General features: G+C 73.8%; 18 protein-coding genes. 9 read left to right on the forward strand and 9 right to left on the reverse strand.

Annotated features, from left to right (window positions below; translation table 11 throughout):
• Positions 1-488: 488 nt before the first annotated feature.
• Positions 489-2852: a UvrD-helicase domain-containing protein gene (locus tag ACFO4E_RS14550; RefSeq protein WP_378574834.1), complete on the reverse strand. Its 2364-nt coding sequence runs from the start codon at positions 2850-2852 to the stop codon at positions 489-491.
• A gap of 191 nt (positions 2853-3043) precedes the next feature.
• Here ACFO4E_RS14550 and ACFO4E_RS14555 point away from each other — a divergent pair, with 191 nt between their 5' ends.
• Both ACFO4E_RS14555 and ACFO4E_RS14560 read left to right on the forward strand, forming a co-directional pair.
• Positions 3044-3745 (forward strand): Pr6Pr family membrane protein, encoded by a 702-nt coding sequence (locus ACFO4E_RS14555; RefSeq protein WP_378574836.1) that lies wholly within the window; start codon positions 3044-3046, stop codon positions 3743-3745.
• A gap of 82 nt (positions 3746-3827) precedes the next feature.
• The gene (locus ACFO4E_RS14560; protein WP_378574838.1) at positions 3828-4769 is read left to right on the forward strand and encodes a nucleoside hydrolase; all 942 of its coding nucleotides are present in this window, start codon (positions 3828-3830) and stop codon (positions 4767-4769) included.
• Between the two features lie 9 nt (positions 4770-4778).
• On the opposite strand, the gene ACFO4E_RS14565 is transcribed toward ACFO4E_RS14560, so the two are convergent.
• Positions 4779-5450 carry a response regulator gene (locus ACFO4E_RS14565; protein WP_378574840.1) on the reverse strand — a complete coding sequence of 224 codons (672 nt, stop codon included), beginning with the start codon at positions 5448-5450 and terminating at the stop codon, positions 4779-4781.
• Positions 5451-5547: 97 nt separating this feature from the next.
• Positions 5548-6747, reverse strand: coding sequence for an ATP-binding protein (locus ACFO4E_RS14570; RefSeq protein ID WP_378575133.1), 1200 nt, complete (start codon positions 6745-6747; stop codon positions 5548-5550).
• Positions 6748-6958: 211 nt separating this feature from the next.
• Here ACFO4E_RS14570 and ACFO4E_RS14575 point away from each other — a divergent pair, with 211 nt between their 5' ends.
• The 3 genes from ACFO4E_RS14575 (at position 6959) to ACFO4E_RS14585 (ending at position 9698) form a co-directional block, all read left to right on the forward strand.
• The gene (locus ACFO4E_RS14575; protein WP_378574842.1) at positions 6959-8551 is read left to right on the forward strand and encodes a PspC domain-containing protein; all 1593 of its coding nucleotides are present in this window, start codon (positions 6959-6961) and stop codon (positions 8549-8551) included.
• The gene (locus ACFO4E_RS14580) at positions 8538-8738 is read left to right on the forward strand and encodes a hypothetical protein (protein WP_378574843.1); all 201 of its coding nucleotides are present in this window, start codon (positions 8538-8540) and stop codon (positions 8736-8738) included. The genes ACFO4E_RS14575 and ACFO4E_RS14580 overlap by 14 nt, the downstream gene beginning before the upstream one ends.
• Before the next feature lie 99 nt (positions 8739-8837).
• On the forward strand, positions 8838-9698 hold the full coding sequence (locus ACFO4E_RS14585) for an SRPBCC family protein (RefSeq protein ID WP_378574845.1): 861 nt from the start codon (positions 8838-8840) through the stop codon (positions 9696-9698).
• A gap of 25 nt (positions 9699-9723) precedes the next feature.
• Here the strand turns inward: ACFO4E_RS14585 and ACFO4E_RS14590 are convergent, their stop codons facing one another.
• The 6 genes from ACFO4E_RS14590 to ACFO4E_RS14615 all read right to left on the reverse strand — a co-directional run bounded on the left by ACFO4E_RS14590 (position 9724) and on the right by ACFO4E_RS14615 (position 17118).
• Complete coding sequence (locus ACFO4E_RS14590) at positions 9724-10356, reverse strand: AAA family ATPase (protein WP_378574846.1); 633 nt, start codon at positions 10354-10356, stop codon at positions 9724-9726.
• A gap of 63 nt (positions 10357-10419) precedes the next feature.
• Positions 10420-11409, reverse strand: coding sequence for an FAD-dependent oxidoreductase (locus ACFO4E_RS14595; RefSeq protein WP_378574848.1), 990 nt, complete (start codon positions 11407-11409; stop codon positions 10420-10422).
• Positions 11406-12290 (reverse strand): ABC transporter ATP-binding protein, encoded by an 885-nt coding sequence (locus ACFO4E_RS14600; RefSeq protein WP_378574850.1) that lies wholly within the window; start codon positions 12288-12290, stop codon positions 11406-11408. The genes ACFO4E_RS14595 and ACFO4E_RS14600 overlap by 4 nt, the downstream gene beginning before the upstream one ends.
• Before the next feature lie 67 nt (positions 12291-12357).
• Positions 12358-13440 (reverse strand): FecCD family ABC transporter permease, encoded by a 1083-nt coding sequence (locus ACFO4E_RS14605; RefSeq protein ID WP_378574852.1) that lies wholly within the window; start codon positions 13438-13440, stop codon positions 12358-12360.
• Positions 13437-14540 carry a FecCD family ABC transporter permease gene (locus ACFO4E_RS14610; protein WP_378574854.1) on the reverse strand — a complete coding sequence of 368 codons (1104 nt, stop codon included), beginning with the start codon at positions 14538-14540 and terminating at the stop codon, positions 13437-13439. The genes ACFO4E_RS14605 and ACFO4E_RS14610 overlap by 4 nt, the downstream gene beginning before the upstream one ends.
• Positions 14541-14793: 253 nt before the next feature.
• Positions 14794-17118: a molybdopterin-dependent oxidoreductase gene (locus ACFO4E_RS14615; RefSeq protein ID WP_378574856.1), complete on the reverse strand. Its 2325-nt coding sequence runs from the start codon at positions 17116-17118 to the stop codon at positions 14794-14796.
• A 143-nt stretch (positions 17119-17261) separates the two neighbouring features.
• Here ACFO4E_RS14615 and ACFO4E_RS14620 point away from each other — a divergent pair, with 143 nt between their 5' ends.
• The 4 genes from ACFO4E_RS14620 to ACFO4E_RS14635 all read left to right on the forward strand — a co-directional run bounded on the left by ACFO4E_RS14620 (position 17262) and on the right by ACFO4E_RS14635 (position 21421).
• On the forward strand, positions 17262-18194 hold the full coding sequence (locus tag ACFO4E_RS14620) for an HpcH/HpaI aldolase/citrate lyase family protein (protein WP_378574858.1): 933 nt from the start codon (positions 17262-17264) through the stop codon (positions 18192-18194).
• Between the two features lie 87 nt (positions 18195-18281).
• Positions 18282-19268, forward strand: coding sequence for a bifunctional helix-turn-helix transcriptional regulator/GNAT family N-acetyltransferase (locus ACFO4E_RS14625; protein WP_378574860.1), 987 nt, complete (start codon positions 18282-18284; stop codon positions 19266-19268).
• 24 nt (positions 19269-19292) lie between these two features.
• A complete protein-coding gene (locus ACFO4E_RS14630; RefSeq protein ID WP_378574863.1) occupies positions 19293-20000 on the forward strand; it encodes a response regulator transcription factor in 708 nt (235 codons plus the stop codon).
• Positions 19997-21421 (forward strand): sensor histidine kinase, encoded by a 1425-nt coding sequence (locus ACFO4E_RS14635; RefSeq protein ID WP_378574866.1) that lies wholly within the window; start codon positions 19997-19999, stop codon positions 21419-21421. The genes ACFO4E_RS14630 and ACFO4E_RS14635 overlap by 4 nt, the downstream gene beginning before the upstream one ends.
• Positions 21422-21667: the final 246 nt, after the last annotated feature.

Consider the following 21667-nt stretch of genomic DNA (forward strand, 5'->3'; position numbering starts at 1 on the left):
TGGCTTAAAGAAAAACAAACACGCGCTGTTGAGTTCTCAAAAAACAACCGCTCATCCCGTACAAGCCCGAACCACCCACAAGGAGCGAATTCCCAAGGCTCTTCCGCAGAGGCGGAGCTTCCGTCTTATTGGGATTTCCCCATCCGGAGCTTATCACGGCTCCTGATTGAGGCTAACCCTTCTATGTTACTCAGTCGAGCTTCCCTGTCAAGATCCAGAGTCGCTTTCCGGAGTGGTTCCCACCCTACCGCCTGTCCCGAGTGCTCGTGACAGCCGCTTGAGTGGGGAGAACCGGCGTTCGCCCACGGGAAGACCCGTGTTCGTTCTGCTCGGTGTCCCCAGACTACAGGCTCCGTACAGTGCTCGTTACCGCTTCCCGGTCACAGGGCGCTATCGGTCGCCCGGTGCAGCCGCCCCCGGCGGCCGTTTCCCGTGCTCACTGCTCCCGGCCGGCTCCACCGAATGGGGAGCCGGCCGGCCGTTCCCGGTCAGAGTTTCTCGATCGGGGCGAACTTCACCAGGAAGTCCTTCTCCCCGATGTCGGCCCCGAAGTCGATCCTCGCCTTCGTCCGGTCGCCCACACCGTCGACCAGTTGCACCGTGCCCATGCCGAAGGAGTCGTGTGTGACCTTGTCGCCGACTTCCAGAGTGGGCACCTCTCGCGTCGGCCGGGACGACGGCTTGCGCGACTGCGCCGCGAACTTCGGGCGCGACGGGGCGATCGCGGATTCGGCGCGCCGCCACTCGACCAGGTCCTTGGGGACCTCGTCGAGGAAGCGCGACGCCGGGTTGTACGACGGCGTCCCCCACGCGCTGCGTACCGCCGACCTACTGATGTACAGCCGCTGCCGCGCCCGTGTGATCCCCACGTACGCCAGCCGCCGTTCCTCCTCCAGCTCCGCCTTCTCCCCCAGGGTGCGCATGTGCGGGAAGACGCCGTCCTCCATGCCCGTCAGGAAGACCACCGGGAATTCCAAGCCCTTGGCCGAGTGCAGTGTCATGAGTGTGACGACGCCGCCGGTGTCGTCGGCGTCGGGGATCTGGTCGGTGTCGGCCACCAGCGCGATCTGCTCCAGGAAGTCGACGAGTGTCGGCTCGGCCGGCTCCGCCGCCTCGCCCTCGGTCTCCGCGCTCTCCGCCGCCGCGTCCGCGTCCCCCGCGGTTCCCCCGGCTCCCTCGGCGGGTTCGGCCCCGAGCGCCGCCTCCCCGTCCTCCTCCTCACCGCCGTACAGCGGGCCGCTGAAGGTGTTCTCGAACTCGCGCGCGACGTCGACGAACTCCTCCAGGTTCTCCACCCGGCTCTCGTCCTGGATGTCCTTGGAGTTCGCCAGCTCCGACAGGTAGCCCGTGCGTTGCAGCACCGCCTCGATGACCTCCGACGGGGTGCTGCTCGGCGCGAGCTCCTCCAACTCCTCCAGCAGGGCCGTGAACTCGCGGATGGCCTTGAGCGAGCGCGTCGCGATGCCGGGTGCGTCCTGGGCGCGGCGCAGCGCCTGGGCGAACGAGATCCGCTCGCGCGCCGCGAACAGCTCGATGCTCTCCTCCGCGCGGTCGCCGATGCCCCGCTTGGGCACGTTGAGAATGCGGCGCAGGCTCACCGTGTCCTCGGGGTTGGCCAGAACCCGCAGGTAGGCCAGGATGTCGCGGATCTCCCTGCGCTCGTAGAAGCGCACCCCGCCGACGATCTTGTACGGCAGGCCCGTGCGGATGAAGACGTCCTCGAACACGCGGGACTGCGCGTTGGTCCGGTAGAACACCGCGACCTGCGACGGCGTGAACTCCCCTTCGTCGTGCAGCTTGTCGATCTCGCCGACGACGAAGGCGGCCTCGTCGTGCTCGTTGTCGGCCACATAGCCCGTGATCTTCGGCCCGATCCCCTGGTCCGACCAGAGCTTCTTCTCGCGCCGGTCGGGGTTGCGCTGGATGACGGCGTTGGCGGCGTTGAGGATGTTCTGCGTGGACCGGTAGTTCTGCTCCAGCAGGATCGTGCGCGCCTCGGGGTAGTCGGCCTCGAACTCCAGGATGTTGCGGATCGTCGCGCCCCGGAACGCGTAGATCGACTGGTCGGCGTCGCCGACCACGCACAGCTCGGGGGGCGGGAAGGCGTCGGGGTCGGCGTCCCTGCCGCCGCCCACAAGCAGGCGGACCAGCCGGTACTGGGCGTGGTTGGTGTCCTGGTACTCGTCGACCAGCACGTGCCGGAACCGGCGGCGGTAGTACTCGGCGACGTCGGGGAACATCTCCAGCAGGTTGACCGTGAGCATGATCAGGTCGTCGAAGTCCATGGCGCCGGCCTCGTGCAGCCGGCGCTGGTAGAGCGTGTACGCCTCGGCGAGCTTCTTCTCCTGCTCGGTCTGGGCGTTCTCGCCGAAGGTGTCGTAGTCGACCAGCTCGTTCTTGAGGTTGGAGACCTGGGCGGAGAACGACTTGGGCGGGAACCGCTTGGGGTCGAGGTCCATCTCCTTGCAGACGAGCTGCATCAGCCGCTTGGAGTCGGCGGAGTCGTAGATGGTGAAGCTGCTCGGGTAGCCGAGCCGGCCGCCCTCGCGGCGCAGGATCCGCACGCACGCCGAGTGGAAGGTCATGACCCACATGGCGTTGGCGGCGCGCGAGCTGAGGAGCCCTTCGACGCGCTGCTTCATCTCGGCGGCCGCCTTGTTGGTGAAGGTGATCGCGAGGATCTCGCCCGGGCGCACGCCGCGCTGCTCCAGCAGGTGCGCGATCCGGTAGGTGAGCACCCGGGTCTTCCCGGAGCCGGCGCCCGCGATGATCAGCAGCGGGCTGCCGGAGTGCGTCACGGCTTCGCGCTGAGGGGCGTTGAGATCGTTGAGGGACAGCTCTAGGGACGGCACGCACCCCAGGTTACGGGGAGCGCGGAGCGCTCGCCCCCCGCCGGGCGGTCCCCTGCGGATGAGGGGGCGGGCGCTCCCCGTACCAGCGGGAACTCCGCTCGGCGCGTCGGCCCTGCGGGCTGTCTCCCGGCCCTCTAGGGCGGGCCGTGCGCGGGCGCGTAGCATCGGGGGTCGTGAAGGAGGGTGCGCGCATGCCGGTGGTCGTCGGGCTGTTCCGGTCGGTCGTGGTCGTGGCGGGTGTGGCCGGCGTCGGCGTGGACATGGCGCGGTCGGGGATCTGGCCGCCGCTGGTGTACTTCACCCTCCAGAGCAACGCGATCCTCGTGGCCTGCTTCGCGGCCGGCGCGTACGCGGCGTTCCGGCGGCGGCCGGGCCCGCCGCCGGCCGTGAAGGGCGCGGCGACCCTCTACATCCTCATCACGGGCCTGGTGTTCCACCTGGTCCTGGCGGACGCCCCGGCTCCGCTGCCGCCGGCGTCCCCGGGGGTGCCGCCCGTCGAGGTCCTGCCGTTCGTCGACACGGGCCTGCTGATGCACACGGTCACCCCGGTACTGGCCGCGGCGGACTTCCTGCTGTTCGACCGGCACGGCCGCCTGCGGTGGCGGCACGCGCTCCTGTGGCTGTCCTACCCGCTGGCCTACGTGGCGTTCACGACGGTGCGCGGGATCGTGCTGCCCGGCAGCGCCTACCCGTACTTCTTCGTCGACGTCCGGATGGTCGGCTACGACGGCCTGCTGCTCAACGTGCTCGGCTACGGTGTCGCGTTCTACCTGCTGGGGCTGGTGCTCATCGGGGTCGACCGGCTGCTCGGGGCACGGGTCCGCGGTGGTCGCCGCGGCGTGGGCGCGGGCCAGGCGCCGTCCGCCGCCGGCTCCGCGTCCGCCGGCGCCTGAGCGCCCTCCCGCTCACGGCGGCGTCCGGCGCCGGTCCTACTCTGATCACGAACTTCGCCGATCGGACACCATGGGAGTTACCTTGCGAATCTTCGTCGACTGCGACCCGGGGATCGACGACGCGGTGGCGCTCGCGTACCTCACCGCGCGGCCGGAAGTCGAGATCGTCGGCGTGGGAACGGTGTTCGGCAACCACACCGTCGACACCACGACGGACAACGCCCTGCGCCTGCTGCGGCTCTACGGGGCGCCCGGCGTTCCGGTGGCGCGCGGCGCGGAGCGCCCCCTCGTGCAGCCGCCGACCCTCGCCGAATCGGTGCACGGGGCCAACGGCCTGGGCGGCATCGACCTCCCCGCCGCCGAGACGGGACCGGCCGCGGAATCGGCCGCCGAGGCCCTGGTCCGGCTCGCGCGCTCCGCTCCGGGCGAGATCGACGTCCTCGCGGTCGGCCCGCTCACCAACATCGCGCTGGCGCTCTCCCTGGAGCCCCGGCTGCCCGAGATGGTCGGCCGTGTCGTCGTCATGGGCGGGGCGGTGCGCGCCCCCGGCAACGTCACCCCGTGGGCCGAGGCCAACACGGCCAACGACCCCGAGGCCGCCGAAGCGGTGTTCGCCGCGGGCTTCGACCTGACCCTGGTCGCACTCGACATCACCATGAAGACGACCGTGGACGCCGCGTGGCTGGACGGGCTGCAGCTGATCGACGGCGAGCGCGCCGCCACGACGTCGGCGTTCCTGGAGTTCTACGTCGGCTGGTACAGCGAGGTGATCGGCGAGCGCGGGTGCGCCATGCACGACCCGCTGGCCGCGGCGGTGCTGCTCGACCCCGACCTGGTGACCGCGTCGGTGGACGTGCCGGTCCGGGTGGAGCTCCAGGGCCGGCACACGCGCGGGCTGACGATCGCCGACCTGCGGCCCGGCGCCGCCGCGGCGGAGGACCCCCGCCCCTCGGTCCGGCTCGTCACCGAGGTCGACAGCGGGACGTTCCTCAAGCGCATGGCCGACTCCCTGCGCCAGGGCTAGGGCAGGGGGTCAGACGAGTTTGCGGGCGGTGGCCCAGCGGCTGAGCTCGTGCCGGTTGGAGAGCTGGAGCTTGCGCAGGACCGAGGAGACGTGGGTCTCGACGGTCTTCACCGAGATGAACAGCTCCTTGGCCACCTCTTTGTAGGCGTAGCCGCGGGCGATGAGGCGCAGGACCTCGCGTTCGCGCTGGGTGAGGCGGTCCAGCTCGGGGTCCATGGGGGGCGCGTCGGTCGCGGAGAAGGCGTCGAGGACGAAGCCCGCCAAGCGCGGCGAGAACACGGCGTCGCCGTCGGCCACCCGGACGATGGCGTTGGCGAGGTCCTTGCCGGAGATCGTCTTGGTGACGTAGCCGCGGGCGCCGCCGCGGACCACGCCGATCACGTCCTCGGCGGCGTCGGAGACCGACAGCGCCAGGAAGCGGATCTCGGGGTGCTGGGGGAGGACGCGGCGCAGGACCTCGGCGCCGCCGCCGCCCGGGAGGTGGACGTCGAGCAGGACGAGGTCGGGCCGCTGCTCGGTGATGACGCGCACGGCGCTGTCGACGTCGCCGGCCTCGCCGATGACGTCGACGGCGTCGCCGAGCTCGCCGCGGACCCCGCTCCGGAAGAGCCGGTGGTCGTCGACGATCACGACGCGCGGAACGGAGGTGCCGTCGGCGAAGGTGCTGTTCTCGTCTCCCACACCCTGGACTCTACCCACCCCGGCCCGCCGGGCGGCGCCCGGTGCCGGTACCGGACGCGCCCGGTTCCGGCCGCCGGGCGGCGACGGTGCGCCGGGTTCAGTCCGTGGCCGTGGGACGCGGCATGCGCAGCTGCACCTCGGTCCCCTCGCCGGGAGCGGTGCGGATGCGGGCGCTGCCGCCGTGGCGCTCCATGCGGCCGATGATGGAGCCGCGGACGCCCATCCGGTCCTCGGGGATGGCGCCGAGGTCGAAGCCGTGGCCGCGGTCGCGGATGAAGATCAGCACCTCGTCGGGGTCGACCTCGCCGAAGACCGAGATGGCGTCGGTCCCCGCGTACTTGGACGCGTTGACCATGGCCTCGCGGGCGGCGCGCAGCCCGGCGTGGACGGCGTCGTCGATGGGGCAGTCGCCGACGCAGACCACCTCGATGGGCACGCCGTGGGCCTCTTCGACCTCGGCGGCGACGCGTTCCAGGGCGGGGGTGACGGTGGTCTCGGCGTCGGCGGGCCGCTTGTAGAGCCAGCTGCGCAGGGCCCGTTCCTGCACGCGGGCCAGGCGCTGGACCTCGCGCGGGTCCTCGGCCCGGCGCTGGATGAGGGTGAGGGTGTGCAGGACGGAGTCGTGGATGTGGGCGGCGAGCTCGGCGCGTTCCTGGTTGCGGATGCGTTCGCGGCGTTCGCGGTCGCGTTCGCGGACCAGGCCGACGATCCACGGTGCGGCGATCAGGGAGATGCCCGCGAGCATGGCGATCGCGAAGGTCAGCCCCGCCCGGGCCGCGTGCAGCTGCTGCTGGAAGACGAGGAAGCCGATGACCCCGACCACGACGAGCAGGACGCCCGCGACGGAGCGCACCCAGCTCTTGCGGTCGCGGAAGGCGGTGGTGGCCATCCACTCGTCGCGCAAAGCGGGGTTCGCCTGCTGCCACAGGATGGTGGCGCCCATCGCGCCGAAGACGAGGAACCACAGCAGCGGGTCGAAGACGCCGCCGAAGATGAGGAAGAGCACGCCCAGCCCGCTGGCGAGGGCCAGGTAGGCCAGGAGCTGGCCGATGTCGCGGCCCCTGCGCGCCCGGACCTTGTCGGCGGAGGTCGGGGGCTCGGAGCCGCCGGGCTCGGGCTCGGGCTCGACCGGCACGAAGAACACCAGCGCCAGGTAGACCGCGATCCCGATCCCGCCGATGCCCAGAGCGAGCAGGGCGAGCCGGGTGACCACCGGGTCGATGCCCAGATGGCGTGCCAGGCCGGCGCCGACGCCCGCGACGAGCCGTCCGTCGCGGGCGCGGTAGAGGCGCGGCATGTCGCTCGCCGTCTGCGTCACGGTGCTCGCGTCCTCCTCGCCTTTCGTCCGTTGCCTCCCCAGAATGCCCCTTGCGGGGTACGCGCTGCATCAGGGGCGCGCCCCTGGGGTCCCCGGTACCGGTTCAGGGTGTGATCAGGGTCGTCCCCGATGGGAAGCGGGTCCCAGGGGCGACGACGATGAGGGTGTGAGGTGGATGCGGTGACCGATCGTGAGTGACGGGCGAGGGCCGATGGACGACGCCGCGCGGGGCGGACCCGCGGCGTCGGCTTCCGGCGACCCCGCGTCCGGCGCCGACGACCGGGAACTGGTCCGGCTCAACGAGGCCGGCGTCATCACGGGGGTGTGCGCCGGCCTCGGCTCCTATACGCGGATCGACCCGATCGTGTGGCGGGCGGCCTTCGCCCTCACGGCGCTGGCGGGGGGCGCCGGGCTGGCGCTCTACCTCGCCGCGTGGATGATGATGCGCGACACGGGCGGCGGTCCGGCGATGGCCGAGCAGCTGCTGAACCGCAGGATCGCCCCGCGCGCGGTCCCCACTCTGCTGGGGGCCGGCCTGGCGGCGGCGGCCGCCTTCAGCCTGGTCGGCGGGTTCAGCTGGGGGACGCTGGTGCTGGCGACCCCGCTCATCCTGGGCGCGCTCGTGGCGCACAACCGGGGGGTGAACCTCCAACGGACGTTCCGGGAGCTGCCGGGGCTGTTGCAGTCGAAGGAGCCGCCGCCGGCGGCGCCACCGCCCGAGCCCAAGCCCGCGTACTTCAACCCGGCCCAGCCGTGGGCGCAGGCGCCCGTCGGGCCCATCGACCTGAAGGTGGTCGCCGACCGGGCGCGCGCCGCTCGCGCGGGGGGCGACGCGCCGCAGGACGGGGACGGGGACGACGACGCCGATGGCCCGGGAGACAGCGCCGGTGACGCGGGCGGCGACACGGGCGGCCCGGTGGGCGGGCGCGACAGTGGCCTCGCGGGCGGTGCGTACGCGGTCCCGGAGTGGGCGGACCCCCACCAATGGGCCTATGAGCACGCGTTCAGCGCCCGGGAGCGGCGGCGCGAAGCCCGTGAGCGGCGCCGGGAGGCGCGCCGGCGGCGCGGGTTCCGCTGGTTCCGGCTGGTGTTCTGGGGGATCGTCGCCACGACCGGGATCGCGTTGGGGCTCACTGGGAACGCGTCGGCGACGGACCTGCTGGGGCCCTCTCTCAGCCCCGTCTACCTGGGGAGCGTTGTCGTGATCATCGGACTGGCCCTCGTCGCCGCCACCTGGGTGGGCGATCCGCGCGGGCTGATCGGTACGGGGGTGCTGGTCACGCTGGTGCTGATCGCGACGGTGTCGGTGGACGTGTCGTCGTTGCGGTTCGGTGCGGAGCAGTGGCGTCCGGCCACGGTGGCCGAGGCCGAGCGGCCGCGCGCGCTGACCGGCGGGTTCGCGGAACTGGACCTGACCGGCCTGGAACTGGCGCCGGGGCAGCGGGTGAGCGTCGCCGCGGATGTGCGGTTCGGCGGGCTGCACGTGCTGGTGCCGGACAGCGCGCGGGTCGTCGTCCACGGCCGGGCGTCGTTCGGTGAGATCCGGGTGGACGACGCCGTCCGGGCGGGTACCCGGCTGGATGTGCGCAGGACGCTGGAGCCGGAGCCCGTCCCCGCCGGATCGGGGGCCGCCCCGGAGGACGGGACCGCGGACCCGGCCGGCGACGGCGGCCGGGAGGCCGCGGGGGACAGCGAGGGAAACGAGTCCGCGGAGCCGCCGACGCTGGTCGTGGATCTGCGGGCGATCGGCGCCGATATGGAGGTGCGACGTGTCGCGTCATGAGACCGACTGGGGATCCCTGATCGCCGGTCTGCTGTTCATCGTGCTCGGGGCGGCCTTCGTGATCAGCGGCACGACCGATTGGGGCTTCGACGCCGTCTGGATCGTGCCGGTGCTCGCCATCGGCCTGGGGATCGCGGGGGTGGCGCGGGCCCTGGCCGGGTCGCGGGGGCCCGACGACCGCGCCTGACGCGGCGCGGACCGGCACGCCCCTGCCTGGGGGCCGTTAGCGGCGCCGCCGCCGGGGCATACCGGGTTGGGAGTCCCCGGACGCGGAAGGTGGCCAGCGATGGGCATTCCGGTCAGGCACGGTTTCCTGCTCGCCGTTCCCGTGGAGGAGGCGTGGCGGATACTGCGCGACCTCCCGCGGATCACCCCCCACATGCCGGGTGCGACCCTCGACTCCGTCACCGGCGACTACGCGGACGGCCGCCTCCGGGTGCGGCTGCGCCGGCTGACCGTGACCTACCGCGGGCGGCTGCTCCTGCTGTCCGCCGACCCGGCCGAAGGCGAATTCGTGGTCGAGGCCGAAGCGCGGGAGGCGCGCGGCGAGGGCCGGGCGTCGGCCACGATCGCCGGCCGGCTGACGGACGAGGGCGGGTCGACCAGGGTCGCCATCGACGCCGATGTGACGGTCACGGGCCGCGGGGCGCTCGTGGAGCCCGCTGTCCTGGCCGCGGCGGGCGAGCGGTTGCTGACCCGGTTCGGCGCCTCGCTCGCGGCGCAGGCCGCGCGGCCCGCCGGGGAGGGCGCCGCCGATGCGCCCCCGCCGGCCGAAGGGCCACCGGTGGTGGTCCCCCGGCCGGCCGCCGAGGCCGATCCCCTGGTCGCGGCGCAGGGCGGGAAGCCGCCGGTGATGGTGGCGGGTGAGGAGTCGCCGGTGACCGTGGCGGCCCCGGAGTCGGCCGCGCGGCCGGGAGCCGTGGCGGTGGCACGGCGGGTGGGGGCGCCGCCCGGCGGCCGGGCGGCGCCGCGCCCCCGGACCGCCTCCACGGAGCCGGCGCGCCCGCCCCGTACCATCCGGCTGCCCTCGCTGCTCCCCCTGCTGCCGGCGGCCTGCGCGGCCGCCGCCGTGCTCATCGCGGTGCGCAGGCTGCTCCGGTCGCGGCGCCGCGCGCCCGGGCGGGCGGCGCGGCCGGGCCGGCGCTGACCCCGCCGGCCGGATCAGGTGGGCCTCATCCGGCTCCGCCGGCCGCCCCGGACCCTCCGATGCGCTCGGCCACGAACCGCACCCGCTCCGCCACGGGGGCGCGCGGCAGCTCGACCAGCTCGTAGCCGTGGTCGCCGTAGGCGGCGGCCATGGCCTCGTGCGTGCGCCGCGCGATCTCCGGTGTCTGGCGGCGTTCGGTGTCGGTCCGGTAGATCTCCGGCCAGGGCGGCGCGATGAACACCTGCCTCCGGTACCGGAACGTACGCGCGGCGGCGTCGACGTGGGCGGGGACGTCGTACCCCTCCAGCCGCAGATAGCCGACCACGTCGGGGACCCCGCGGTCGAAGAACACCGGGCCGCGGCCGGAGGCCGCCGCGGCCTCGTGGGAGCGGAGCTCCCAGCAGAGCATGGCCTCGGCGAAGAGGGCCGGGTCGGCCCATGGCAGGGCCCGGCCGCCGATGGCCGTCTGGGCGCGGATGATCGCGCGCCCGGCCTCCGGCGACGTGGCGTACCCGGCGGCGCGCAGCCCCTCGATCAGCGCGGTCTTGCCCGACCCCGGACCGCCGGTGACGACGACGAGGCGGTCGGTGCCGCGCGCGGCGTCCTGCGGCTCCTTCGGTTCCCGCTGTTCCCGCGGGTGGTGGCGGTGGTGCGGCATGCTGCGGCCTTCCGTGTCCGTGGCGTTCGGGGTGGGACCGCCCCGGCCGGCGGACGCGGCGGCCTAAGGGCGGTGGCCGGGTTCGGGGCCGAGAACGGTGCTGACCCTCCGGAGGTAGGCCGCGAACCCGCGTGTGGCCAGGCCGCGCGGGATCATCCGGTGGACGAGGGCCGGGGGCCGGCGGCGCATGGCGATCTGCAGGGAGGAGACGCGCGAGGCGAGAGCGGCGGGGGGCCGACGGGTGTGTTCGTAGCGCCGCAGGAGGGGTTCGGGCCCGGCCGGGTGCGGGGTGCGGCGGGGGTCCAGCGCCCTGGTGAGGGCCCAGGCGTCTTCGAGGGCCTGGTTCGCGCCCTGCGCGGTGGAGGGCGGGAAGGCGTGCGCGGCGTCGCCGAGGAGGGTGACGGGGCCGTGGCCCCAGAGGTCGGGCACGGTGTGCCGGTAGTGGGGGTAGCGCCCGAGGTCGGTGTCCTGCGCGTACTCCAGGATAGCGGCGGCGACCGGGTCCTTCCAGCGTCCGAAGCGGGCGCGCAGCGACTCCACCGGGGACGCGGGCTCGGCCGCATCGGGAGACCAGGGGACGTCGAACCACCACTGGACCAGCCCGTTCCCGGCGGGCATGATCCCGCACATGCCCCCGGGCCCCTGGACGCACCGGGAGACCGTGCCGTCGGCCAGGGCGACGGGCACGGGGGTGAGCGCCTGCATGCTCGCCCAGCCGCAGGGCTCCGCCGGGGTGTCGGGCAGCTGGTGGGCGCGCAGCACCGAGCCGATGCCGTCGGCGGTCGCGCCGCCAACGGGATCGGTCCGCGGCGCGGTGCACGCCCGGCCGAAGCGCACGGTGCCGTCGGGCAGCCCTGAGGCGAGCCGGGCGAGGAGGTCGCGCCGGGGGACGGTGCGCGATCCGTACCCGAAGCGGGCGCCGACCGCGGCGATGTCGATGGCGGTCCGCATCCGCCCGTGCTCGTCGCGGAACTCCAGGGTGTCGATGCGCCGGCCGAGGTCGGAGATGTCGACGCCGAGCCGGTGCAGGGCCGCGGTCCCGCCCGGGTTCACACCGCGCGGGACGCGGCCGGATCGGCGGCGGTGCCGCCGCGGGCCGTGCGCCGGGAGAGCCGGCCGGTGCGGTCGGCGGGGACCACCAGGGGGGTGCCGGTCTCGGGGTCGGGGATGACCCGCACCGGCAGGCCGAACACCGACTCGACCAGCTCGTCGGTGACGATCTGCGCGGGGTCGCCTTCGGCGACCACCCGGCCGTCCTTCATCGCGATGAGGTGGGTGGCGTAGCGGCAGGCGTGGTTGAGGTCGTGCAACACCGCCACCAGGGTGTGGTCGCGCTCCTGGTGCAGTTCGGCGCAGAGGTCGAGCACGTCCATCTGGTGGGCGATGTCGAGGAAGGTCGTCGGCTCGTCGAGCAGCAGCAGCGGGGTCTCCTGGGCGAGCACCATGGCCAGCCACACGCGCTGGCGCTGGCCGCCCGACAGCTCGTCGACCATGCGCCCGGCGAGGTCCGTGACCCCTGTGGCGTCCATGGCGTCGGTGATGACGCGCTCGTCGGCGCGCGACCACTGCTTCAGGAACCTCTGGTGCGGGTAGCGCCCGCGGGCCACGAGGTCGGCGACGGTGATGCCGTCGGGCGCCACCGAGCTCTGCGGGAGCAGCCCCAGCCGCCGGGCCACCTCCTTGGACGGGTAGGACCCGATCAGCCGGCCGTCGAGGTGCACGGCGCCTTCGGCGGGCTTGAGCATCCGCGACAGCGCCCGCAGCAGCGTGGACTTCCCGCAGGCGTTGGGCCCGACGATGACCGTGAACGAGTTGTCGGGGATGGTGATCCCCAGGTCACGCGAGATGACGCTCTGGTCGTAGGCGAGCGTCAGGTTCTCGCCCCACAGCCGGGACGGCCCGGCGCCGGTGGATGCACTTCCCGCGGTGGTCACAGTGGTGTCTTCCTCGTCGAACCGGACGGCCCGGTCTCGGCCCGGCCGCCTTTCCTGATTCCCGGCGTCACGCACGGCCGCTCCGCCACTCCCGGTGGAGCAGCCACACCAGGTAGCCGCCGCCGATGATCGCGGTGACCGCGCCCACCGGCAACTGGGTCGGTGCCAGCGCGCGCTGGGACACCAGGTCGGCGCTGATCAGCAGAAGGGCGCCCATGAGGCCGGCGCCGAACAGCGCGGTGCCGCCGGTGCGCGCCACGCGGCGGGCCAGCTGGGGCGCCGCAAGGGCGATGAACCCGATCGGGCCGGCGACCGCGATGGCCACACCGGTCAGCGCGCTCGCCGCGACGAGCGCGACGGCCTGGGTGGCCTGCACCGGGACGCCCAGGGCGTGGGCGGTCTGGTCGCCCATCTCCATCAGCCGCAGGCGCGGGCCCAGCGCGAGCACCAGCGGCACCAGCAGCCCGGCGCCGATCGCGACGGCGGTGACCTCGCCCCAGCTCCGGCCGTTGAGGCTGCCGATCATCCACACCTGTGCGGTCATGGCGTCGGTGAGGTCGGCGCGGGTGATGAGGTAGTCGCGCACCGACAGCAGCATGGCGTTGATGCCGATGCCGACGAGGATCAGCCGGTACCCCTGGACGCCGTTCTTCATGGCCAGCAGGTAGACGAGCGCGCCGGTCAGGACGCCCCCGGCGACCGCGCCGAACGAGACCTGGAGCATGCTGCCGCCGAAGACGAGGATGGCGGCGACCGCGCCCGTGGCCGCGCCTCCGGTGAACCCGATGATGTCGGGGCTGCCCAGCGGGTTGCGCGACAGGCTCTGGAACACCGCTCCCGCCACGCCCAGCGCGGCGCCCACCAGGACCGCCGCCCAGGCGCGCGGCAACCGCACGCCCTGCACGAAGAACAGGTCCAGGCGCTCGCCGCGGCCGGCGAGGGCGAGCAGCACACGGGGCAGGGGGATGTCGAAGTCGCCGGTCATCAGCGACACCGCGAACACGGCGGTGACGGCCGCGCCCATGGCGCCGTAGACGACGGCGATGCGGGGCCGCAGCACGAAGGAGAACCGGCCGCCGGCCAGGCGCACCACGCGCGGCCGGGACGCGGGAGCGGCGGCGGGGCCGGGGCGGGACAGCGTGGCGGTCATATCCGGGCCATCTTCTTGCGCCGCACGAGTGCGATGAACACGGGGGCGCCGACCAGGGCGGTGATGATACCGACCTCCAGTTCTCCGTTGGGGAGCACGACCCGGCCCACGGTGTCGGCGGCGGTGAGCAGGACCGCCGCGAGCACGGCGGAGTAGGGCAGCAGCCACCGCTGGTCGGCGCCGACGAGGACGCGGGCGACGTGGGGGACGGCGAGGCCGACGAACCAGATGGGACCGGCCGAGGCGGTCGCCGCACCGCACAGCAGGATGATCGCCACGGCGGTGGCGGCGCGGGTGCGGTTGATCCGGGCGCCGAGCGCCGCGGCGAGGTCCTCGCCGAGGGCGATGGTGTTCAGGGCGGGCCCCAGGAGCAGCGCGATCACGATCCCGGCCGCCAGGAAGGGCCACACCTGGAGGAAGATGTCCAGGTCGCGGCCGACGAGGGAGCCGACCTGCCAGAACCGGATGCGGTCGAAGACGAAGTCGTCGAGCATGAAGACGGTGTGGACGAAGCCTTGGAGGACCGCGGCGACCGCGGTTCCGGCGAGGGCCAGCCGGACGGGGGTGGTGCCGGTCCGGCCGCCCGATCCCAGGCTGTAGACCAGCACCGCGGCGACGCCGGCGCCGATGAACGCGAACCACAGGTAGGACGACGGGGAGGTCAGGCCGAAGACGAAGATCGCGACCACGATCGCGGCGGCGGCGCCGGAGTTGATGCCGAGGATGCCGGGTTCGGCGAGCGGGTTGCGGGTGAGCGCCTGCATGAGCGCGCCGGCAAGGCCCAGCGCGGCCCCCACGAAGATCCCGAGCACGGTGCGGGGCAGCCGCAGTTCGCGGACGACACTGTGGTCGTAGGAGCCGTCGTAGCTCCACAGCGCGTCCCAGACGGTGGCGACCGGGATGGCCTTGGCCCCGACGGCGATGCTCAGCAGGGCGCAGACCACCAGGACCCCGAGAGCGGCGAACAGCCCGGCGGTGCGCGCGAGATGGGTGCGGGCCCGGGCCCGGGTGCGGTCGCCGAGCAGATCGGCGGCGACGGCGGCGTCGTCGTCGGCTCCGCGGTCCGCGGTGGCCGCGGTGGAGGGGCGGTCCAGGCTCATCGCACCCCGCTCCGGTACACCGCCGGCGCCCACCGGTGCAGCAGGCACACCACTGTCACGTCCTCCATCGCTGACGGGACGGCCGGGCTCGGCCGAACTTAGACGAGGCTAACCTACCTCCCTCCGCCGCGGAACCCGGCCCCTCCGGTGACCATGGTCTCCCACCTGCACCTCCCCGGCCCGGCCGCGTCCCGCGCGGAGAAGGAGCGCCGCTCATCCCCGCGGAGGACGCGCGCCGGCGCCGCCCCGGCCCTCATCCACCGGTGATGCGGGGCGGGGTGAAGGCGCGGACCGGGGGAAGGGCGCCGGTGTGGCGTTCCACCTCGACCAGCACCAGCTGGCCGGTGGTGCCCTGGCCGAGGGACGAGGTGCCGATGTCGGCGGTGAGGACGTTGGGGTTGCCGTGGGCGCAGGTGACCCCGGGCGCCGACGGGTCGAACCAGGCGCCGGTGGACAGCTGCACGACACCGCGGCGCAGTTCGTCGCTGGTGACGACCCCGGCCAGGCAGCTCCCGCGGTCGTTGGACACGCGCACCACGTCGCCGTCGGCCAGCCCGCGCGCGGCGGCGTCGTCGGGGTGCAGGCGCACCGGGGCGCGGCCGGCGACCTTCTGCCCCCTGCTGTGGGCGCCCATGTCCTGCTGGCTGTGCAGCCGGCCGCTGGGCTGGTTGGCGAGCAGCAGCAGCGGCCATGTGCGGGCGCGCTCGGTGCCCAGCCGTTCGCCGGAGTCCAGCCAGACCGGGTGGCCGGGGCAGTCGGCGTAGCCGAACCCGGCGATGGTCGCCGAGAACAGTTCGATCCGGCCGCTGGGCGTGCCCAGGGGGTGGGCGGCGGGGTCGGCGCGGAAGTCGCCGAGGAGCGCGACGGGTTCGGTCCGCCCCGGGAGCGCGGTCCCCCCGTCCGCCCAGAAGGCGTCGAACGCGGGCACGTCGCCGGACCGGCCCGTGCGCCCCCGCCAGTCCTCGTAGATGTGCCGCAGCCAGTCCGCGGAGGTGCGGCCCTCGGTGAAGGCGGCGCCGGCGCCGAGCCGCTCGGCGAGGGCGGCGTAGACGTCGTACTCGTCGCGCGCCCGACCGTGCGGGGGCACCGCCCGCCGCATGACGCGCAGCCGCAGGTCGCCCTGGCCGGCGGCCATGTCGTCGCGTTCGAGCGAGGTCGTGGAGGGCAGGACGATGTCGGCGTGGCGGGCGGTCGCGGTCCAGTGGGTCTCGGCGACGACGACGGTGTCGGGCCGGGCGAAGGCGCGGCGGAGGCGGGCGAGGTCCTGGTGGTGGTGGAAGGGGTTGCCGCCGGACCAGGCGACGAGCCTGATGTCGGGGTAGCGGCGGGTCTCGCCGTTGTAGTCGTAGGGCTCGCCGGGGTGCAGGAGCATGTCGGCCACGCGCGCCACGGGGATGTACTCGGCGACCGGGTTGGCGCCCTGCGGGAGGGTGGGCAGCCCGAGCGGGGTGGCGCCGCCGCCGTAGCTGCCGATGGACCCGTATCCGGCGGCGAAGCCGCCGCCGGGCAGCCCGATCTGCCCCAGGCAGGCGGCCAGCGCGATGCCCGCCCACAGCGGCTGCTCGCCGTAGCGGGCGCGCTGGACGGACCAGCCGACGTTGACGAGCGTCCGGCCCTCGGCCATGCGCCGGGCGAGCGCGCGCAGTTCCGCGGCGGGCAGCTCGCAGATCGGGGCGGCCCACTCGGGGCTCTTGGGGGTGCCGTCGGCCTCGCCCAGCACGTAGCGGCGCAGGGTGCCGGCGCCGACGGTGTAGCGGTCCAGGAACGCGGTGTCGGCCCGGTCCTCGGTGAAGAGCACGTGCATGAGCGCGAGCAGGATCGCGGTGTCGGTCCCCGGCGCGGCGGGCAGCCATCGGGCGCCCATGTCGCCCGAGGTGTCGTCGCGCAGCGGGCTGATGGAGACGGTGCGCAGCCCGCGGGCCGCGGCGGCGCGCATGCCCGGCACGGCGGTGTTGGCGGCGCGCCCGCCGGAGGCGTTCCAGGCGTTGGAGGTGCGCAGCCCGCCGAAGGTGACCAGCAGGTCGGTGTGCTCGGCGATCGCCTGCCAGGTGGGCGGGCGCCGCAGCAGGTCGTAGGCCCCCTGGGCGCCGAGCAGGTGGGGGATGAGTACTTCGATGGCGGCGTGGCTGTAGGTGGTGCGCGAGCGCGTGTAGCCGCCGATGCTGTTGAGGAAGCGGTGCAGCTGGCTCTGCGCGTGGTGGAAGCGGCCGGCACTGGCCCAGCCGTAGGAGCCGCCGTAGATCGCCTGGTTGCCGTGGGCGCGGCGCACCCGGTCGAACTCGCCGGCGAGCCGGTCGAGCAGGTCGTCCCACTCCAGCGCGACGTACTCGTCGTCGGGGTGCCCGCGGTGGTCGTCGGGGCCGGGGCCGTTCTGGAGCCAGCGCCGGCGCACGACGGGGCGGTCCACCCGCGTGGCGTGGTGCTGGGCGTCGGGGACGTTGCCGATGATGGGCGAGGGCGCGGGGTCCGCCGGGTCGGGACGGACGCCGACCACCGTCCCGCCGGCCACCAGCACCGAGTAGGTGCCCCAGTGCGAGCTTGTGGGGTACTCCGCGATCTCGGGATTCTGCTGTGCCACCGTCGCCCTCTTCCGCGCTCATCGTGCCTGAACGCACCCTATGCGGGGACCGTCGGCGCGGGCTCGCCCGGGCCTGGTGCGGCCGGCGGGCCGGGCGTTTGGCAGGATGTGGGGCGCCGGAAGCGTCGTTGTAAGGGGTGTTCATGGTGGCGTCGCGGTCGCGCCGGTCGGTTCTCGCCGTGCCCGGGTCCAACCCGCGGTTCATCGAGAAGGCGCGCGGCCTGCCGGTCGACGCGTTCTTCCTGGACCTGGAGGACGCGGTCGCGCCCTCGGAGAAGGAGGGGGCGCGCGCGAGCGTGGTCGCCGCGCTCAACGAGGGCGGCTGGGGCGGACGGGTGCGCGCGGTGCGGGTGAACGCGCTGGACACCGAGTGGACCTACCGCGATGTGATCGCGGTCGCCGAGGGCGCCGGCGCGCACGTCGACTGCCTGATCCTGCCCAAGGTCACCGGGGCCGAGCAGGTGCGCTGGCTGGACCTGCTGCTCACCCAGATCGAACGCGCATCGGGGCTGGAGCCGGGGCGCATCGGGATCGAGGCGCAGATCGAGGACGCCCGGGGGCTGGTGAACGTCGACGAGATCGCCGCCGCGTCGCCCCGGCTGGAGGCGCTGGTCTACGGCCCGGCCGACTTCATGGCGTCGATCAACATGAAGTCGCTGGTCGTGGGCGAGCAGCCGCCCGGCTACGACGTCGGCGACGCCTACCACTACGTGCTGATGCGCATCCTGATGGCGGCCCGCGCCAACGGCCTCCAGGCGATCGACGGCCCCTACCTCCAGGTCCGCGACGCCGACGCGTTCCGTCGCTCGGCGGCCCGGTCGGCGGCGCTGGGCTTCGACGGCAAGTGGGTGCTCCACCCGCTCCAGGTCGACGCCGCGAACGAGACCTACGCCCCCGGCCAGGCGGACTACGACCACGCCGAACGCATCCTGGACGCCTACGAGCACGCCACAACGGTGCAGCGCCGGGGCGCGGTGATGCTCGGCGAGGAGATGCTCGACGAGGCGTCGCGGAAGATGGCCCTGGTCATCGCGCACAAGGGCCGCGCCGCCGGGTTGCGGCGCACGCGGCCGTAACAGCGGACGTGTTCCCCCGTTGGCGGCTCACGCGTAGATTCGTTTGACAGGGTCAACGAACGCGCGATCCGACAAGGGGAACAGGACATGCCCACCGAACCCGCACCCGTGCCCGCCGCCGACATCGCCGAGGTCCGGGCGTTCAACCGGTTCTTCACCCGGCGGGTGGGGGTCCTGCGCCCGGGGCTGCTCGATTCGCCCTACTCGCTGACCGAGGTGCGCATCCTCTACGAGCTGGCCCACCGCGACAGCACCGAAGCGGTCGACCTGCGCAGGACGCTCGACATGGACGCCGGACAGCTCAGCCGGGTCCTCACCCGCATGGAGAACGCCGGCCTGCTCACCCGGGCGGCGTCGCCCGACGACGGCCGCCGCCAGGTGATCGCGCCCACCGGCGACGGGACCGCGGCCGCACGGATTCTGGACGACCGGTCCACCGCGCAGGTCCGCGAGCTGATCGGCCATCTCTCCCCCGCCGGCCGGGAACGGCTGATCGCGGCGCTGCGCACCGTCCGCGGGCTCCTCGCCGGGCCGGGCGAGGAGCCCGCCGACAGCGGACCGGTGCTCCGTCCCCTGGCCCCCGGCGACCTCGGCTGGGTGGTCGAACGCAACGGCGCCCTGTACGCGGCGGAGCACGGCTTCGACACCACCTACGAGGCGCTGGTCGCCGAGATCGCCGCCGGCTACGGCCGGGCGCACGACCACGCGCGCGAGGACGCCTGGATCGCCGAGGCCGGCGGCGAGCGCGCCGGGGCCGTCTTCTGCGTCAGGGAGGACGACTCCACCGCCCGCCTGCGGCTGCTGCACGTGGAGCCGTGGGCGCGCGGCAGGGGGATCGGCGGGCGGCTGGTGGACCACTGCGTCTCCTACGCCCGGTCGCGCGGCTACACCCGCATGGTCCTGTGGACGGTGTCGGTGCTCTCGTCCGCGCGGCGGATCTACACGGGTGCGGGGTTCACCCTGGTATCGGAGGACCGGAGCCCCCGGTTCGGCCGGGATCTCGTCGGCCAGACCTGGGAACTCGACCTGCGGCCGGCGTCCCCCGGCCGCGCCGCGCCTCTTACCGGCGGCTAACCCTGATGGGCCACGATGGCTCCTATGAGCCCAGCCAGCCGCGTGCTGATCGCCGATGACGACCGTGCCATCCGGGAATCCCTGGAACGCGCCCTCCAGCTGGAGGGGTACGCGGTGCGCACCGCGAGCGACGGGGTGCAGGCCATCGCCGCCGTCCACGCCGACCCCGTCGACCTCCTCGTGCTCGACGTGATGATGCCCGGTGTCGACGGCCTCGGCGTGTGCCGGGTGCTGCGCGCCGAGGGCGACCGCACCCCCATCATGATGCTGACGGCCCGGGTCGAGACCCCCGACCGGGTGGCCGGGCTCGACGCGGGGGCCGACGACTACCTCCCCAAGCCCTTCGAACTCGACGAGCTGCTCGCCCGGCTGCGGGCCCTGCTGCGCCGCGCCGCACCGGTCGCCCCCGGTGAGGGCGCCGAGCCGATGCTCCAGGTCGACGACCTGCGGCTGGACCCGGCGGCGCGACGCGTCTGGCGCGGCGAGCGCGAGGTCGAGCTGTCCAAGACGGAGTTCGACCTGCTGGAGCTCCTCGTCCGCAACGCCGGGATCGTGCTCGACCACGCCACGATCTACGACCGGATCTGGGGGTACGACTTCGGGCCGGAGTCCAAGAACCTCGCGGTCTACATCAGCTACCTGCGCCGCAAGCTGGAACCGGCGGGGGCTCCGCCGCTGATCCAGACCGTGCGCGGGGTCGGCTACACGGTGCGCCCGCAGGCCCGCCGGTGACCGCCGCCCGGTCCGCGGCGGCCGCCGTGCTGCAGTGGCGGCCGGTGGCCGACTGGCGGCTGGGCACCCGCTTCGCGGTGTGGTTCGCGCTGGTCGCGGCGGCGGTCATCCTCCTGGTGGGGGCGCTGGCGTACAACACGGCGGCGTTCATGATCCGCACCGACCAGCAGCAGGAGTTCGACGCGACGGTGGCGGGCCTCAGCAGCGACCTGCGCGCGCCCCCGCAGCAGATCCCCGGCGGCCCCGGCGGAGGCGGGTTCACCTTCCTGCACTCCGACTCCTTCGTCTTCCAGATGGTGCGGCCCGACGGAGGCGTGAACGTCTCCGTCCAGAGCCCCGAGGCGATCGAGATCCTGCCGACGACCGACGAGGACCGGGAGGTCGCCGCCTCCCAGGAGCCCGGCGTGGTCGCCACCCGCGAGGGGTCCGCCAACGGTGAGGACTACCGCATCGCCACCGTGTCCATCGGCGGCGCCTCCGGGGCCATCCAGATCGGGCAGCGGCTGTCGCCCACGGAGCGCATGCTCGATTCCCTGGCCTGGCAGATGGCCGGTGTGGGCGTGGCCGTGCTCGTCGGCGCGGGCATCGCAGGATGGCTGGTGGGCCGCACGGTCACCGGCCGGCTGGTCCGCCTCACCGAAGCCGCCGAGTACGTCAGCTCCACCGGGCGGCTGGACCAGCCCGCCCCCGGCAGGGAGGAGGCCGGCAACGACGAGGTCGGACGCCTCGGCAACGCCTTCAACTCCATGCTGGCCCGGCTGGCCGGCGCCAAGGAGGAGCAGCGGCGGCTGGTGCAGAACGCGTCGCACGAGCTTCGCACCCCGCTGACCAGCCTGCGCACCAACGTCAGCGTCATGCGGCGGTTCGACCGGCTGAGCCCGGAGGCCCGGGACCGGCTGATCGACGACCTCCAGGGCGAGACCCGGGAGCTGACCGACCTCGTCAACGAGCTGGTGGAGCTGGCCACCGACAGCCGTGAGGACGAGCCGCCGCGCGAGGTGGAGCTGCGCGGCGTCGCCGAGCAGGTGGCCGCCCGCACCCGGCGGCGCACCGGGCGCGAGATCACCGTGGACGCCGACGACAGCACGGTCATGGGCGTGCCGGGCGCGCTGGAGCGCGCGCTGTCCAATCCGGTGGAGAACGCGGCGAAGTTCGACCCGGAGGGCACGGCCCCGATCGAGATCGTGGTGCGCCGGGGCCGTGTTGAGGTCCGCGACCGGGGCCCCGGGCTCGATCCGGCCGAAGCGGGCCACATCTTCGAGCGCTTCTTCCGGGCGACGTCGGCGCGCGCGATGCCCGGATCGGGCCTGGGGCTGTCGATGGTGCACGACATCGCGGCGGCCCACCACGGCGGGGTCTTCGCGCACAACCGCGACGGCGGCGGCGCGGTCATCGGCTTCTGGGTACCCACCCTGCACTGACGCCATAGGGTAGGTCCCTCACGCCCGTCGGCCGGGCGCGCGAGCTCTCCGGACTGGGTAATCTCGGTTTGCCCTTTATCGACGTTTCACTCGCGTCCTATCAGGATGCCCCCAGGTCAGGTCCGTTCGACGGCACCGGGAGGCAGGCCGCCCGGACCGGTGAACCGTCCCGCGGGCGGCACGTGCTGATTCAGGATCCAGGCCCGCACCCCGCGGACACCCCCGCGGCCGCGGGACCTGGCGAGC

It is taken from the genome of Nocardiopsis mangrovi (assembly GCF_042653925.1).
GTDB classification, from domain to species: domain Bacteria; phylum Actinomycetota; class Actinomycetes; order Streptosporangiales; family Streptosporangiaceae; genus Nocardiopsis_B; species Nocardiopsis_B mangrovi.

Excerpts from the sequence above, each read along its gene's own strand:
- ACFO4E_RS14555 (WP_378574836.1), top strand. The coding sequence starts at position 3,044 with ATGCCGGTGGTCGTCGGGCTGTTCCGGTCGGTCGTGGTCGTGGCGGGT.
- ACFO4E_RS14570 (WP_378575133.1), bottom strand. The coding sequence starts at position 6,747 with ATGCCGCGCCTCTACCGCGCCCGCGACGGACGGCTCGTCGCGGGCGTC.
- ACFO4E_RS14585 (WP_378574845.1), top strand. The coding sequence starts at position 8,838 with ATGGGCATTCCGGTCAGGCACGGTTTCCTGCTCGCCGTTCCCGTGGAG.
- ACFO4E_RS14590 (WP_378574846.1), bottom strand. The coding sequence starts at position 10,356 with ATGCCGCACCACCGCCACCACCCGCGGGAACAGCGGGAACCGAAGGAG.
- ACFO4E_RS14605 (WP_378574852.1), bottom strand. The coding sequence starts at position 13,440 with ATGACCGCCACGCTGTCCCGCCCCGGCCCCGCCGCCGCTCCCGCGTCC.
- ACFO4E_RS14610 (WP_378574854.1), bottom strand. The coding sequence starts at position 14,540 with ATGAGCCTGGACCGCCCCTCCACCGCGGCCACCGCGGACCGCGGAGCC.
- ACFO4E_RS14620 (WP_378574858.1), top strand. The coding sequence starts at position 17,262 with ATGGTGGCGTCGCGGTCGCGCCGGTCGGTTCTCGCCGTGCCCGGGTCC.
- ACFO4E_RS14625 (WP_378574860.1), top strand. The coding sequence starts at position 18,282 with ATGCCCACCGAACCCGCACCCGTGCCCGCCGCCGACATCGCCGAGGTC.
- ACFO4E_RS14630 (WP_378574863.1), top strand. The coding sequence starts at position 19,293 with ATGAGCCCAGCCAGCCGCGTGCTGATCGCCGATGACGACCGTGCCATC.